Origin of the sequence: Nonomuraea harbinensis, from assembly GCF_019396385.1 — a bacterium.
In the GTDB taxonomy this organism is placed as follows: domain Bacteria; phylum Actinomycetota; class Actinomycetes; order Streptosporangiales; family Streptosporangiaceae; genus Nonomuraea; species Nonomuraea ferruginea.
This window is the reverse complement of the sequence record NZ_JAHKRN010000016.1, coordinates 151,451-165,326: the sequence shown is the minus strand read 5'-3', so window position 1 is coordinate 165,326 and position 13,876 is coordinate 151,451. Positions and strand designations below refer to the sequence as shown.

The following is a 13,876-nucleotide window of genomic DNA, read 5'->3' as shown; positions in this document are numbered from 1 at the left end:
GCCCGAGATCCGCCGGCTCCTGGCCGCACTCATCCTGACCTGGCACCCCTCTACCACGCACGTTCTGCGCTGGTCAGACTGGCGCCGCCGCCACCAAGCAACAGCCCGACACTGCCACTACCAGCGCAGATCCGATCCATGATCGCAAAGTGTCACTGGAGTACTAGGCTCGCTAAAGCGAAGCTGTAGGGTGCCGAGCACCCGTTCCTCTGGCCCTTGATCCCCGCCAAGGATGATTAGGTCTCCTGCATACAGGACGACTTCTTTATTGGCTAGCGGATAGACGGGACGCAAGAACCGGGGGACGGGGGTATCTGATGCTGTCACGTCACCAACATGCCGCTTCGTTGCAGACGGCGCACGATTTTCTACCAGCGGGCGTCATGATCCACTGCTGGCCACCTTCAGTGCAGCGAAACATCCACACCCTGCTACGGGAGACTGACCACTCGGCCGGAGCGCCGACGCGGCTCAGCACCTTTGCGACGAACTGAGCCAGCGCAGGCTAGAATGTGCGGCGTTCGTGGTCCCTGAAATGGGGGAGATCTCGGTTCGAGTCCGTGGCTTTCGCTGGGTTGGCCCATCGTTGCGTCTCTGTTGTTGGTTCCGGAACTTCGTGAACTTGGAAAGGGGTGCAAGAAGATGGTCGTAAAGTTGATCAAGAGTAGGAAGTTCGCATCTCTGCGTTCCACCCTGGCGGTAGTTGGTGCAATTGGCAGCACGCCCCTGCTCAGGGATCACGAGCAAACAGTAGTGAGGCCCACCCAATCAAGGATGGGCCTCACTACTGTAAATCACTCATTTTGGAAGATGCGATCCATCGCAGTAGCGCCGCCTTGGAGCACTGGTCGAATCTGCTTGCGATAAACAGCTTCAGTTACAGCAGTGCTGCTGTGACCGACGAGCCTGGAGATTTCTTCAAGCGGAATGCCGTTGTCCGATAGCAGAGAGACGAAGCTGTGCCGGAGTTCGCGAGGCGTCCACTCCCTCGAGTCCACGTCTTCCGCATCCTTGATCGCGTTCCGGAAGTCGCGCCGTACATTGGCGGCATCCAGCGGCTTGCCTGTGGTCGACGCGAACACCAACCCGCTTTCTGACCATGCGTCGCCCTGCTCGCGTTGCTGCGCCTCGCGGTGCTGGCGGAGGAGATCCACACAGCGCTTGGGGAGGGCGAGGGTGCGGCGGGACTTCCGGGTCTTGGTGTCTCCCCCGGCGCGCACCGAGCGCCAGACAGCCACGTGCGGAGGGATGGAAGGGCTCGCGTCCGGGTCGCCGTCCAGGTCCACGTGGTCCCACGTGAGCGCCCGCAGTTCCTCCGTACGTGCTCCGGTGAGCAGTGAGAGCACGATGTAGGCGTACATGCGGGAGCTCTCAGCCGCCTTCAGTACGGCCTCCGCCTGGGCGAACGTCAGCGCCTTGGACGGGCGTCCCTCCTTCCCCTTCGGGACCGAGCACAGGGCCACTACGTTCCGCTTGACCTTGTCCCGCGCCATCGCTCGTTTGATCGCGCGGTTCAGGCAGCCGTGAAGGCCCTGAAGGGTCCGGGTGCTGAGTGTCTTCGCCTTGGTGGCGAGCCACTTGTCCACGTCTTCCGCGCTCAGGTCCCGCAGCCTCCGCGCGCCGAGGCCAGGGATGATGTGGGTCCTGCACAGGATCGTGCAGGTCTTCACCGTGACGGGGTCCCGACCGTTGAGGCCGTAGGCCAGCCAGTCGTTCACCGCACGCTCCACCGTGTAGTCGGCCGGAGCGATGGCGAGGCCGTCCTCGTAGTCACGGAGGACTTCCTTGAGCTTGTTCTTGGCCTCGGTCTTGGTCTTGCCGCTCCCCCGTTTCACGATGCGCTTGCCGCTGGGGTCGTAGCCGAGGCTGGCGGTGGCGATCCAGCGTTGGCGCTTGTCGTCCCAGTGGAGGCCGCCGTCTCCTCTGCTGCGTCGCTTGGTCATTAGGCTGCTTCCTCTGCTTCCTTCTCCAGGAGGGCGATGTAGTCGCCGATGGCGCTGGCGGTGATGAGGCGGGCGCGGCCCTGCTTGACCGAGCGCAGGCGACCGGTGCGGATCTGGTCGTAGATGACGGTGCAGCTCATGCGGAGCAGGCGCATGACGTCGGTGACGCGGTAGAGCTGGGTGTCGGCGAGCCGGACACTGTCCGGCGCTGAGGTGGTCACTGGTGGGTCTCCTCATCGGCGTGGACAGCGGGGACGGGCAGCAGGGCCGGTTGTCCCTCGTGGGTGTGGGCGTTGCTGCTGGCCGTGACATGGCCAGGGACGGCCGGGACGCCGGGGACATCTCCCAGCGGTATCCCGGGCAGGCGGTAGTGGCCGGTGGCGTTGACGCAGAGCTGGCCGTCGGCGTTCATGCGCTGGCAGGTCTTGCGGACGTTCTCGTAGGACAGGCCGGTGCCCTCGGAGATGGCCTTGGGCGTGCTGCCGGGGTGCTGGCGGACGTGGCGGATGATGGTGGCGCGGGTGTCGGACAGTGCGTGGTCTTCGGGTGGGCCGTCCAGGAGGTGCCAGAGGCCGGCGGCCGGTTGGAAGGCCATCGCGTACTCGGCCTCTTCGACGTCGCGGCCGGTGACGTGCAGGACGCCGTCAGCGGTGCCACGGGCGCGTTTGAGGACCAGGGTGGCGTCCGCTGCCCCTGCTAGGCCGTTGGTGCCGGAGACCTCGGACAGGAAGTCTTCGGAGGCCATCTTGCGGACGTGGTGGACCAGGACGACGGCGACGCCGTAGGTGTCGGCCAGGCGCTTGGCGCGGCTCATGGCGGCGTAGTCGGCGTCGTAGGCGGACAGGCCGGGCGGGGTGTTGCCCCGGATCTTGGCGAACACGTCGATGACGACCAGGCGGGCGTTGCCGTGGCGCTCCAGCCAGCGGGCGATGGCCTCTTCCCCGCCCTGCGGGAGGGTGGGGCAGGTGGTTGCCAGGGTCAGGTCCTTGGGTGCGGGCTGGCCGCCCAGGATCTTGCCCATGCGGTTCTGGAGGCGGCGGGCGGTGTCCTCCAGGGCGAGGTAGAGCACCGGGCCGGGCTCCACCTCGATGGCTTCCAGGGCCTTGGCGCCGCTGGCGACGGCGACGCCCAGGCCGAGGCTGAGCCAGGACTTGCCGACCTTCGGCGGGCCTGCCAGGAGGCTGAGTCCTTCGGCGATGATGCCGGGGACGGCCCAGCGGGGCTCCGGGAAGGTCATGGCCATCAGTTCGTCGGCCGTCCACGAGGTGCGGAACGGGACGGCCTGGGCGGGTGCTTGGACGGCATCACCGTTGACCAGGCGCAGGTGAGAGGTGCGGTCGTTGGTCATGCGGCCACCGTCCGGGGACGGCGGGCTCCGGCGCGCAGGCCGGAGGCGATAGTGCGCTGGGCTTCGCCGTAGGGCTGGCCGATCTGCGTGGCTGCCTCCGTGAGCCACGACGTGACGGCGATGGCGTTCAGCTCACCTCCAGCGACGAGCTGGCCGAGAGCGACGGCGGCGAGGTAGAGCGCGTTGTTGTGGCCGTGCGGCGGTGAGCTGGTCACCCGGTTCAGCTCGCCGAGGACGGCGGCGCGGATGTAGGAGCCGCGCCGGTCGGCGGCGAGCGGCACCGTGACCGGCTTCTGGGGCGGCAGCGGGGCCGGGCGTAGACGTTCGACCAGCCAGGCCGGGAGCGGAGCCGGTGTGATCGGGTACAGAACTGCGTAGGTGCCGCCGCCGTGCTCGTCGGTGACGTGGCTGCCGGGGCCGACGATGTAGCCGCCGTTGGCGCGGGTGTCGATGAGCCAACCGAGGCTGCCTCGGGTGTTCGTCAGGATGGCTCCTTCCGGTGCGGTGAAGTACAGATGCAGGCCGCCGCGTCGGGTGCGGACCTGGAAGGTCTCCAGCGGGAGCGGCTGTCCGGCCTGCTCGCAGAGCGCGGCGAAGACGTCCGCGCCGTCGTGGATGCCGGGGCGGTTCCACTCCGGTGGCGGCTGCTCGCCGGGCTTGGGCCGGTCCAGGTCGATGACGACCAGGCGGGACGGGCCGGTGGCGATGCCGAGGTTGTACGGGTGCTGCCAGATGCAGCGGATGGTGGCGGGGTCGGTGGTGGTGCGGTCCTGCCAGGAGGTGAAGCCCCGGGGCGGGGTCTTGGCGTTCGGGGCGAGCGGGAAGACGTGCCAGCCTCGGGCGGCGGCCGCGAGGGCGTAGCGGGTCAGGTTCGCGGTGGTCATAGGCGCTCCGTTCGGAGTTCAGCGGGTGGCGTCGCGGTGCAGGGCGCGGGCGTGGTTCCAGAGGTGGCGGCCGAGGCGCAGGCGCAGGCCGGTGCCACGGCAGTGGCGGCATTCGTGGGTGCCGCGTCCGATGCGGTTGGGCTTGCGGCCCTTGCCGTGGCAGGCGCGGCAGCGGCGGAAGGGCCGGATGTAGCACTCGGCGGTGTAACGGACGGTGACGAGCAGGACAGTGACGATCACGGCGCTAGCGATGAGGTGGGCAGGGGTCATGGCGGGCCTCCTGGGCCGTTTTCGGGTGTCGTCAAGCGAGGGCGCTAGCGTGCTAACGCCCTGGCCAGGGCTGATTTGGGGTGCTAGCGGGGCTGCTAGCGATAGCAGGGTCAGTCGCTAGCGCTAGCAGCCCTCGGCCGGGTCACTCGGTGCCGGTTCGGCGGTTACGTTCCGCGATGGTGTCGGTGAGGTCGTTCAGGCGGATGCCGCGCCGGGTGACGGCCTTGCCGTCGATGCGGCGGCCGATGGCCTGGACGGGTACGCCGTGCGGCTTGAGTGCGGTGGTGAGCTGTTCGGAGGCCCAGCCGGTGTAGAAGTCGGGCCGGAGTTCGGCCAGGCGGGAGCACAGGGCCTCGTTCCAGGCGGCCGTCTCGCCTGCGGGCCAGATCTGGGCGAGGTCGGTCAGCAGGTCGAAGGTGGGTGCGTCGATGCGGGTCTGGGTGCCTGCCTCGGGCAGGGTGCCGGCCAGCCCGCGCAGTTGCATGGCGCGGGCCACGACTTGCTTGGCCTTGTCGGTGTCCACCTCGAAGGAGCGGCGGGCGGCGGGCTTGCCGAGGCCGGACAGGATGCCCCAACCGGCCTCCTTGACCGGCTCGAAGATGGTGGCGCGGTAGCCGTTCTTGTACATCGAGGTGCCGAGGATCATGTCGTTGGCGACCTGGTCGGCGACGCTCATGCAGTAGCGGGTGTTGACGTTGCGGGTGATGCCGGTCGGCAGGCTGTCCTTGTCCGGGATCTGGGTGCCGATCAGCAGGATCACGCCCAGGGCGCGGCCCAGCTTGATGACCTTCTCCAGGATCTCTCCGGCTTCCTTGCCGTACTTGGGGTGCAGGAACAGCTCTTGGATCTCGTCGATGGCGACGATCAGCGGGTGCAGGCCGGAGCCCTTGAGCGAGGCGAGTTCCGGGGTGACCTTGTTCTCCGGGGCCTTGCCGAGCTGGGCGTAGTGGGCGATGTGCTTGGAGCGGTGTTCGCACTCCTTGTAGAGCCAGCGGATCATTCCGGCGCAGCGGGCGATGGTCTCGTCATCGAAGCCGTTGCCGTACTCGGTGCAGACCGGTTCCAGGACCTTGAAGTCGCCGACGCCCTTGAGTTCGTAGATGCGCAGTTCGGCGCGCGGGTCCAGGCTGGCGGCGAGGACGGCCAGGCGCAGGGCGAAGGTCTTGCCGGAGCCGGGCTGGCCTCCGACCAGCCAGTTGCGGAACATCAGGGCGGCGTTGACCGTGTCCATGCGCGGTGTGGTGGCGAACGGGAACGGCTTGAAGACGTCCACCTTGCCGTCCTTGAGCAGCGGCCAGGCGGGTTGCTTCATCTGGGAGGCGGGCTCGTAGCCGACCCAGAGCGACAGTCGTCCGGGGTGGCCGTCGCCGGGCTCGGGCCAGACCTGGTCGAGTGGGAGCCGCATGCCGGAGGCCAGTCGGCCGCGCCGGGCCACCACGTCGGCGGCCTCCACGCCGAAGGGCAGGTCTACGACGGCCAGGTGGCCAGGGCCGTCGCGGTGGATCTCGGTCGGGAAGCTGATGGCGTTCGGGTCTTTGCTGACGGCCTGGTTGATGCCGGAGATGCCGCAGGACAGCAGCGCGCGGCGGACCAGTTCGGCGGTGAGCTTGCGGTAGCGCGGTCCTTCGGACACGCGGTCGGTGATGGGCTTGTCCGTGGGCCTACCGGCGCGGGCCAGCAGCGGCACGGCCACGGCGACGGCGAGCAGGCGGCCCCACGTCGGGATGTCGGCGAGCAGGAAGACCAGCAGGCCGATCAGGGACGTCACGGCGAGGGTGGCCAGGACGGTCCAGCGCCAGCGAGACTGGCGTTGGCGTTGCCGGTCGAGCTTGAGCCACGTCTCCGGGTCGTTGCGGTCGGCGGCGTACTGGCGCAGCGCCCAGTTGCCCTCCTCCGCTGTGGCCCAGTGCAGGAGCTTGCCGGTGGCGCAGAAGAACCCGACCGGGGCGTACAGAGCGGCCTTGGCGGCGTACTTGGGCGCGCGGACGGCGTGGTAGCCGACGACCTATCCGGCGTCCTTGGCCGCCCAGATCAGCATGGAGCGCGTGCCCCTCCAAGACCGCAGCGTGGCCGGGATGATCGGGGCGCGGTGACGGTCGTTGCCGGACCGGTAAGGCAGGTCCTCGTCGGGCGGGTTGACCGGAGGCCCGAGGACCGTGCCTTCGATGGCGATCGTCTCGCGGTCGAAGAACTCGTCCTCGTCGCGGCCGGGCTTCTCGTCGTCCTCGCGGCGGGCGCGGCGTCGTCGGTCCAGCGGGACGACGTCGCCGCCGAGACTGGTCGGCCCGTCCTCCTCGGAGTGGTCTTCGTGGTCGTGCGGGTGATGCGTCATGATGTGTGCACCTCGTGTGCCTTGGCGGTTGCGGGGTGGCGGGGCGCGGCTGGAGTCTTGGCGGATGAGGCCGCGTCCCGTACTGGCTTGATCAGGAACGATGCGCGGTCGGACCGTGTCTCGTCAGCGCGGGCTGTCGTGGTGGTGTCGGCGGTCGGTCCGTGCGGTCGGACCGGCGGCGGTTCTCCGGTCAACGGGTGGGCGGTCAAGCTGCCTCCTGCGTGGCCGGGCTGGTCTCGGTGCGCAGGCGGGCGAGCAACGCGCCTGCGCGGTCGGTGGAGATGGATCGGCCGGTCTGGCGGACGGCGTCGCGCAGTCGGTCCCGCGTGAGCGTGATGCCGCGCGTCTCGTGGTCGGCGGCGATCTGCCAGCCCAGCGGCATCAAGTCGTCCACCTTGGACGGGGCGACAGCCGCACGGGTGCTCTTCCGTGCCTTGGGCCTGCGGGACGACGGCTTCCGGACAGGTGCGGCGGTCAGGGCCGGGCGTACCAGAGAAGGCGGCGGAAGCTGCGCCGTCTGCGTGCCGGCCGGGGCCAGCTCGCCGAGCTTGTACAGTGCTCGCTCGCGGCGGGTGGCCTTGAACTGCCACAGACGTCCGTAGCGGTCTTGCAGGTCGGTCTTGGCCAGGATGCGTTCCCGCTCGCGGTGCAGGGCATCGGGGTACGAACGCACCTCCCACAGCACCATGCGCCGCCACAGCGCGAACGTGGGGAGCGGAGACAGCAGCCAGCGCGAGACACGGATGCTGTCGAGTCGGCGGGACGGGCTGGCCAGATGGGCGTGCTTGCGTACGGCGTGTGTGCCGATCTCGACGGCCACCACCCACAGGCCGGGCAGGATCGCGTGGGCGACGACGGCGAACCAGTCAGGCCCGCCGGGTGCGTCGGCGTAGGCGGCGATGTTGAGGTAGACGGTGGCGGCCGTCAGCGTCCATGGGATGAAGCGCAGCCAGCGCACCCGCATGTCGAGTCGGGCCAGGACGATGTCCAGCGCGGAGAACACCGCGATGCCCAGGTCCACGCCCAGGGGCAGCATGAAGGAGAGCGGGCCGAAGGTGGGCTTGGCCGCCTCCATGACGGTGGCGAACGAGATGACGAACCCGATCAGGCCCAGCACGCCGACAGCGGCGGCGGTGACCGAGATCAGGGTCCGCTCTCCTTCCGAGAGCGGGCGCAGACTGGCGGTAGGCATGGCGGGTGCTCCGTCCGGTGAGTTGTGGATGGGGTTCATCGGCTCCACCGCCGTCCCCAGCAGCGCGGGCAGGCGGGCTTGTTGCACCAGTTCCGCGGGGACGCGGCCCAGCCTCGGGCGACCATCTCCAGGGAGTCGCCCTGGCGGATGGTGGCGCGTGAGACCTGCCACTGCCGGTAGCGCTCCTGGCCCATGCGTACGAGTTCGATGAACAGGCCTCCGGCGAGGAAGACCAGCAGGTAGACGAGGACGGAAATCATGGTCAGCTCCACTGGGAACGGGTGAGCAGGCGGCAGCCGGGCAGGCAGCGCACGCCGTGGGCGGTGGCAGCGCTGGATCTGGCGTCCGGCCGAGGCGCCGCAGCGGCGGCAGCCGGAGGGGCTGGCCGATCGGGTGCCGCAGTCGGGGCACTGGAAGCGGCAGCTCATCAGGCCACCTCCCGCCTGGGCGGCGGGATAAAGGCCAGCAACCGGTTCAGGCCCTCCAACTCGGTGGCGGTGTAACCGGCCCAGACACCTTCGTCCGGGTTGAGCGCCAGGCTGTAGGCCAGACACGCGGCACGTGCCGGGCAGCCGAGGCAGATGCTCTTGGCCTGTGCCTCGCGCCGCTGCCGCTCCTCGTCGGGCTCGTCGGCGGGGCCGATGAACAGGTCGGCCTGGCCGGAGTCGCAGGCAGGAGCGGCGTTGATGAGGTCGTCCAGCAGGTCGGCCAGCTTGTCGGCGCGGATCGGCGCGCTCTCGCGGCCCGTCACAGCTTCACGCCCAGGGCGCGCAGCGACTCGACCAGGGCGAGCCGGATGCATGACGGGCACAGGAGCGGCGACGGCGGCTCATAGCCGGGCGAGGTCTCCTCGATGCCCTCGCATACCAGGCACGTCCACTGGACGACTTCGGCCGGGATGGTGACGTACTGCAGGTTCTTGGACCCGTAGGTCATGATGAAGACACCTCTCTTGAAGGGGCGCCGGGGTGCGGATCTCGTTTGGCGACCAGGACCGCGCTCCGGCTTTTCTGTTGGCACACGAAGCCCGTCGAGCTAAGTACGTACTCTCCGTACTCCGTGCTGTGTACGTACTCTCCATGATTGCTCGATCACTGTCAAGCGTCTTGGTACGGTGAGTACGTACAAGTTGTCCAAGGAGGACTCACGTGCCAACCGGATCTGACTCCCGCGCGCTCTACGAACGCGTCGCGGATGCCCTGCGTACGTCGATAGAGCGGGGTGAACTGGCACCGGGCGACACGGTGCCGCCAGAACAGGAACTGGCAGAGACACACGGCGTGTCGCGTCAGACCGTCCGGCAAGCGCTGCAACAGCTCACCAACGAAGGGCTGCTCAGCAGCGGCCGAGGCCGCGGCCGTACCGTCCGCTCACAGACGCGCCTACGCTGGCACCTCTCCCACTTCGAGAACCAGAGCAACCACAGCGCCGACGCCGATGCCTGGGCCACCGAGGTCCGGGAGCAAGGCCGCGTCCCCCTCCAGGAAGTCAGCGTCGGCCTGGAGATCCCGCCACCAGCAGTCGCCGAACGCCTCGGCCTCGACGCCGAAAAGGACATCGTGGTGGTCCGGCGTCGGGTCCGGTACGTGGACGACGTGCCCTTCCAGACGGCCGACGGTTACTTCCCCGAGGACATCGCCAGAGGCACCCCGCTCATGCAACCGAAGGACGTGAGCGCCCCGGGCGGTCTACTGGCGTCCATCGGCCGCGCGCAGGTGCGGCTGGTGGACGAGATCCAGACCCGGATGCCCACCAAGGACGAGTCCGCCCGGCTCGGGCTGCCCGCCGGCACCCCAGTGGCCGAGCACATGCGCACGGGCTATGACGCCGAAGGCCGCCCCGTACGCGTCATGATCACCGTGGCCCCGGGAGACCGGCACACCCTCGTTTACGAGCTGGACGCCTCGTGACCGAAACCGATCTCTTCCACGACGACCCGATGGCGCGCCCCCTCACCTATCCGGGCCGCATCCCCGCCACCTCCGGCGTCCTCGTGGACGACGAGTACCTGGCCTTGCTCCCGATCGACGGGACTCCGGCCGAGGAGTGGCAGGCCGGGGACGAGACGCTGGACAAGATCCTGGTTCGGCTTGGCTGCTCGCCCATGTCGGAGCGCTATCCGGTGGTGGCGGTGGGATCCAACGCCTCGCCCAGCCAGATGCGGCGCAAGTTCGTCAGCCACGCGATCCGGCCCGTTATCCCCATGACCCTGGCCGACGTCGACGGCATCGCGCCTGGTGTTTCAGCCCATGTGAACCGTTGGGGGTACGTACCCGCGGTGCCGGTGGAGGCACCGGGCGAGACCTCCCGACTGTTCGTGCTCTGGCTCGACGATCGCGAGCTGGCGACGCTGGACGTCACCGAACCCAACTACTGGCGTCGCCTCCTGCCCGCCGACCGCCACCCCGTCACCCTGGAATCCGACGTCCGGCTGCCTCCGTGCTTCGTCTACGTGGGCCGCCACGGCTGCCTGACGGACGGGACCGGCCAGGCCCGACGCCTGGTCGATCAACCCACGTTGATCCAGAGCCTTCTGGACGACTCCCCCGAACTGCGCCGTCTGTGCGGTGGCACTCCCGAGGAGTTCGTCGCACGCGTGCGGGACGAGGTGATCCGTGAGGCGGTCTATCAGCTCTTCCCGGCAGAGGGGCGTGCCCTGTCGCAGCCTGAGCTGGTCGGCTTGCCGTCTCTTTGACGCTGGGAGGTGTGCCGATGATTGCGGATGAGGGCTTCCCAGACGGGCCGGGCCTGGGCATAGCGGCTCCGGGGCGTCGCCTCGTACCCTTCACCGTTGCGGCGCAGCACGAAGTACAGGCCGCCCTCACAGCACCACTCGTACTCCCCGCAGCACGAGGTCTCCCGCACCCGCAGCATGCCGTACTGCACGTACGGCTCCCACTCCTGCACGGCTCAGTCACCCGCGACGATCACGGCGGCCTGCTCCGTGCGCCGCAAGCACAGCACGGTCGGGCCGTAGATGTAGGAGGGACGTCGCGCCAGCCGGTCCAGGCGCACCAGGCGGACCGTGCCCGTCGCTCCCGGAGCCAGCTCGCAGAGCGACCGGGCCAGCAACGCGGCGGCTCGTTCGGGCTGGGCCGTGATGCCGCAGACGCCCCGGCCGGACTCGTCGCTGGCCGTCCATGCGTAAAAGCCGTCGCTGTCGCTGAACATGCATACATCCCAGCTACAGGCGGTAACAGCTCAACAGAGGACACCGAGCGGCGACCTGGGATGTCCGCCCCGTGTCCGCTCCTCTCCCCTCGGAGGTGTGCCGGATGAACGAGCCCGCCCCGCTGTGGGCAGCCCGCCTGCTCGCGGCTCGTAAAACGCGTGGCTGGTCACAGCATGACCTGGCCCGCGAACTGGCCCGCGTGTCAGATAAGCCCCTGCCGGAGGTGGACAGCCTCATCCGGCGTATCCGGGGCCATGAGACCGGCGAGCACCGACCGGACGCCTTCTACACCCGGCTCTACTGCGCCGCCTTCGACGTGGCCGAGGACCAACTCTTCGGCACGACCACCACACCGGTTCCCGCGCTGGCCCTGCCGTCACTGGCACCGGACGCGGACCTGTACGAGCGCATCACCCGCGCCATCGAGCAGCCGCGCCGCGTCGATGTGGCCACCGTGCAATGGCTGGAACACTGCCTGGCCGAGCATCGCCGCGTCGAGGACACCATCGGCAGCCGCCCCCTACTGCCCCTCGTCCACGCCCAACTGTCCACCGTCGCAGACCTGGCCCGAGGTGCCCGCGGTCAGCTCGCTGACCGGGCCGTCGCGGTGCTAGCTCAGTACGCCCAATTCATCGCCTGGATGTGCCACGACTCCCGCCAGCCCGCCGCCGCCCTGGCCTGGTACGACCGCTCCCACGCCTGGGCCATCGAGGCCGGCGACTCCCGCCTGGCCGCCGCCGCCCTGGCCTGGTACGACCGCTCCCACGCCTGGGCCATCGAGGCCGGCGACTCCCGCCTGGCCGCCACCACCCTCAACATGCGCGCCCACCAAGCGTGGAGTCTCGGCGACCCGCACCGCTGCGTCCGCCTGGCCGAAGCCTCCCGCTGGCACGACGGCCGCACCACACCCGGCGTACAGGGCATGGCCGCCCAGATGGCCGCCCGCGGGCACGCCCAGATGGGCGACGCCAACGCCGCCCGCACCATGCTCGGACAGGCCGAAGACCTCATCCGGCACGCAGTCGAGCGCCCCGAGGACGAGCCGCCCTGGATGTACTTCTACGACGAGGACTGGTTCCTCATGCAACGCGGCATGGCCGAGCTGGAACTCGGCGACGGCCGCCGCGCTACCGACTACCTCCAACGCGGCCTATCCAGCCTGCCCAAGTCTTACCGCCGCGACAGAGCCTGGTACGGAGCCTGCCTCGCCCGCGCCCACATCCTCCAGGGCGACGCCGAAGCCGCAACTGCCATCGCCAAGGAAGTGGTCCTGGATGCTGTGGCCGTCAACACCTACGCCGTGACTGAACTTCGCCACGCCGCCCATGATCTGACGAAGGTAGGCGCTTCAGGGGCAAAGGCGATCGAGGACGCGCTGACAACTGTGACACCCTGAGGAACTGTCCCTGCTGTCCCCAGGGCCGAAGCGTTCTCAGGTGGTGAAACCGAGTAGCTGAAGAGCGTCGGCTGGGTGGCTGCGGTAGTGGTCGGTGGCGGCGGCGATGTTGGTCCAGCCGATGAGGCGGGCCAGGCCGATGGCCAGGTTGCGGAGGCTGGCCATGACTCGGGGTGCGGTGCCGGTGCGGACGCGGGAAGCGTCCTCGCGGTAGGTGACGTCGCGGATGTGATGCAGGACCTCAACACACCAGTGCCCGCGGATCAAGGCGGCGAGCTGGGCATGGGTGATGCGTCCCGGTGGCAGGCTGGTGACGGCGTAGACGGTGACGATGGTGGTCTTGCCGGTGCGGTGGTCGGTGCGGCGGCGTTTGACCTGGATGGCCTGGGCGGCATGCGGGAAGGGCAGGTCAGGGCGGACGGTGCAGATCTTCATCCGGCGGATCTCGCGGCGGCCGTGGTCTTGTTCGTCGGTGCGGTCGTTCAGGACCGCTTCGCGCCAGGGCAGGGCCTTGAGCCGGCGGTGCAGGGTGGGCTGGTTGCCTTTGACGATGAACAGGTAGTGGCCGCCGGCGGCGTTGATGTGGCGGGCGTGGTCGTGCTGGGTGTGCAGGGCGTCGGCGGTGACCACTGCGCCGGTCAGGTCCAGGTGGGACAGCAGCGGCGTGAACGCGGGGATCTCGTTGCTCTTGGCCTCGATCTGGCGTTGGGCCACGACGGTCTGGGTGTCATGGCGAATGGCGGCCAGCAGGTGGACCGTGGTGCCGTCGGCGGTGCGGCTGCCGCGCAGGGTCTTGCCGTCCACGGCGAGGCCGGACAGCGGAGCCCGGCTTGGGTACGGGCTGCTGGTGGGTGGCGCATCGGTGGTGAGGATGGCCAGGTAGTTGCAGGTGGCGGTGTCGAAGGCGTCGCCGTCGAGGCGGGCGAGCAGGCGTCCCAGGGTGCTGGTGGCCAGTCGTGCGGTGCCGGGCAGGCCGGCTCGGGCGCGCAGGTCGGGGTCATATCCGTTGATGAACCGGGTGATCCTTACCAGGGATGTTGCTCCGTTGAGGACGGCGAGCAGGGATAACGCCAGCAGCGGGCCGAGCCGGTAGCGGCGTCCCTGGCGGCTTCGCGGGTCGGGGACGGCGTCCAGGACCTCGGCCAGGGTTGGCAGGTCGGGCAGGTCAATCAGCGGGTCGGTGACGGTGACGTGCTCCAGGTGGCGGGCGAGCACGTTGATCGGGGATGATGGCACGCGAACGCGGCCCCTGTTCTTGATCGACTGGCGTAGACACCCAACGATCATCAGGGGTCGCGTTTGCCATCTGTACCCCGGGGTGCCCCCTCAACCGCCCGGC

At 69.0% G+C, this 13,876-nt stretch carries 16 protein-coding genes and 1 pseudogene; 4 read left to right on the top strand and 13 right to left on the bottom strand.

Features of this window, described 5'->3' with window-relative positions; all coding sequences use genetic code 11:
• Positions 1 to 142: pseudogene (locus KME79_RS47670) on the top strand (IS701 family transposase); the annotation flags it as partial.
• 652 nt (positions 143 to 794) lie between these two features.
• Here the strand turns inward: KME79_RS47670 and KME79_RS44950 are convergent.
• The 11 genes from KME79_RS44950 to KME79_RS18945 form a co-directional block, all read right to left on the bottom strand.
• Complete coding sequence (locus KME79_RS44950; RefSeq protein WP_246640056.1) at positions 795 to 1,943, bottom strand: tyrosine-type recombinase/integrase; 1,149 nt, start codon at positions 1,941 to 1,943, stop codon at positions 795 to 797.
• Positions 1,943 to 2,164, bottom strand: coding sequence for a helix-turn-helix domain-containing protein (locus KME79_RS18990; RefSeq protein WP_308248972.1), 222 nt, complete (start codon positions 2,162 to 2,164; stop codon positions 1,943 to 1,945). Before KME79_RS18990 ends, KME79_RS44950 begins: the two co-directional genes overlap by 1 nt.
• Positions 2,161 to 3,291, bottom strand: coding sequence for an AAA family ATPase (locus tag KME79_RS18985; protein WP_219545560.1), 1,131 nt, complete (start codon positions 3,289 to 3,291; stop codon positions 2,161 to 2,163). Before KME79_RS18985 ends, KME79_RS18990 begins: the two co-directional genes overlap by 4 nt.
• A complete protein-coding gene (locus KME79_RS18980; RefSeq protein ID WP_219545559.1) occupies positions 3,288 to 4,175 on the bottom strand; it encodes a bifunctional DNA primase/polymerase in 888 nt (295 codons plus the stop codon). The genes KME79_RS18985 and KME79_RS18980 overlap by 4 nt, the downstream gene beginning before the upstream one ends.
• A gap of 18 nt (positions 4,176 to 4,193) precedes the next feature.
• Positions 4,194 to 4,445, bottom strand: coding sequence for a hypothetical protein (locus tag KME79_RS18975; RefSeq protein ID WP_219545558.1), 252 nt, complete (start codon positions 4,443 to 4,445; stop codon positions 4,194 to 4,196).
• 142 nt (positions 4,446 to 4,587) lie between these two features.
• Positions 4,588 to 6,213, bottom strand: coding sequence for a hypothetical protein (locus KME79_RS18970; RefSeq protein ID WP_219545557.1), 1,626 nt, complete (start codon positions 6,211 to 6,213; stop codon positions 4,588 to 4,590).
• Positions 6,214 to 6,450: 237 nt separating this feature from the next.
• Entirely contained in the window at positions 6,451 to 6,777 is a 327-nt protein-coding gene (locus tag KME79_RS18965; protein ID WP_219545556.1) for a hypothetical protein, read from the bottom strand.
• Positions 6,778 to 6,982: 205 nt separating this feature from the next.
• The gene (locus KME79_RS18960; RefSeq protein WP_219545555.1) at positions 6,983 to 7,969 is read right to left on the bottom strand and encodes a DUF2637 domain-containing protein; all 987 of its coding nucleotides are present in this window, start codon (positions 7,967 to 7,969) and stop codon (positions 6,983 to 6,985) included.
• Positions 7,970 to 8,004: 35 nt separating this feature from the next.
• A complete protein-coding gene (locus tag KME79_RS18955) occupies positions 8,005 to 8,229 on the bottom strand; it encodes a hypothetical protein (protein ID WP_219545554.1) in 225 nt (74 codons plus the stop codon).
• A gap of 167 nt (positions 8,230 to 8,396) precedes the next feature.
• Positions 8,397 to 8,720 carry a WhiB family transcriptional regulator gene (locus KME79_RS18950; RefSeq protein ID WP_219545553.1) on the bottom strand — a complete coding sequence of 108 codons (324 nt, stop codon included), beginning with the start codon at positions 8,718 to 8,720 and terminating at the stop codon, positions 8,397 to 8,399.
• Positions 8,717 to 8,905, bottom strand: coding sequence for a hypothetical protein (locus KME79_RS18945; protein WP_219545552.1), 189 nt, complete (start codon positions 8,903 to 8,905; stop codon positions 8,717 to 8,719). Before KME79_RS18945 ends, KME79_RS18950 begins: the two co-directional genes overlap by 4 nt.
• 212 nt (positions 8,906 to 9,117) lie before the next feature.
• On the opposite strand from KME79_RS18945, the gene KME79_RS47005 reads away from it, so the two are divergent.
• Entirely contained in the window at positions 9,118 to 9,879 is a 762-nt protein-coding gene (locus KME79_RS47005; protein WP_219545551.1) for a GntR family transcriptional regulator, read from the top strand.
• Complete coding sequence (locus KME79_RS18935) at positions 9,876 to 10,664, top strand: hypothetical protein (protein ID WP_219545550.1); 789 nt, start codon at positions 9,876 to 9,878, stop codon at positions 10,662 to 10,664. The genes KME79_RS47005 and KME79_RS18935 overlap by 4 nt, the downstream gene beginning before the upstream one ends.
• A 215-nt stretch (positions 10,665 to 10,879) precedes the next feature.
• On the opposite strand, the gene KME79_RS18930 is transcribed toward KME79_RS18935, so the two are convergent.
• Positions 10,880 to 11,140, bottom strand: a complete 261-nt coding sequence (locus KME79_RS18930) for a hypothetical protein (protein WP_219545549.1) — start codon at positions 11,138 to 11,140, stop codon at positions 10,880 to 10,882.
• 104 nt (positions 11,141 to 11,244) lie between these two features.
• Between KME79_RS18930 and KME79_RS18925 the strand changes: the two genes are divergently transcribed.
• Positions 11,245 to 12,537, top strand: coding sequence for a helix-turn-helix domain-containing protein (locus tag KME79_RS18925; RefSeq protein WP_219545548.1), 1,293 nt, complete (start codon positions 11,245 to 11,247; stop codon positions 12,535 to 12,537).
• Positions 12,538 to 12,573: 36 nt separating this feature from the next.
• On the opposite strand, the gene KME79_RS18920 is transcribed toward KME79_RS18925, so the two are convergent.
• Complete coding sequence (locus KME79_RS18920; protein WP_219545547.1) at positions 12,574 to 13,773, bottom strand: ISAs1 family transposase; 1,200 nt, start codon at positions 13,771 to 13,773, stop codon at positions 12,574 to 12,576.
• Positions 13,774 to 13,876: the final 103 nt, after the last annotated feature.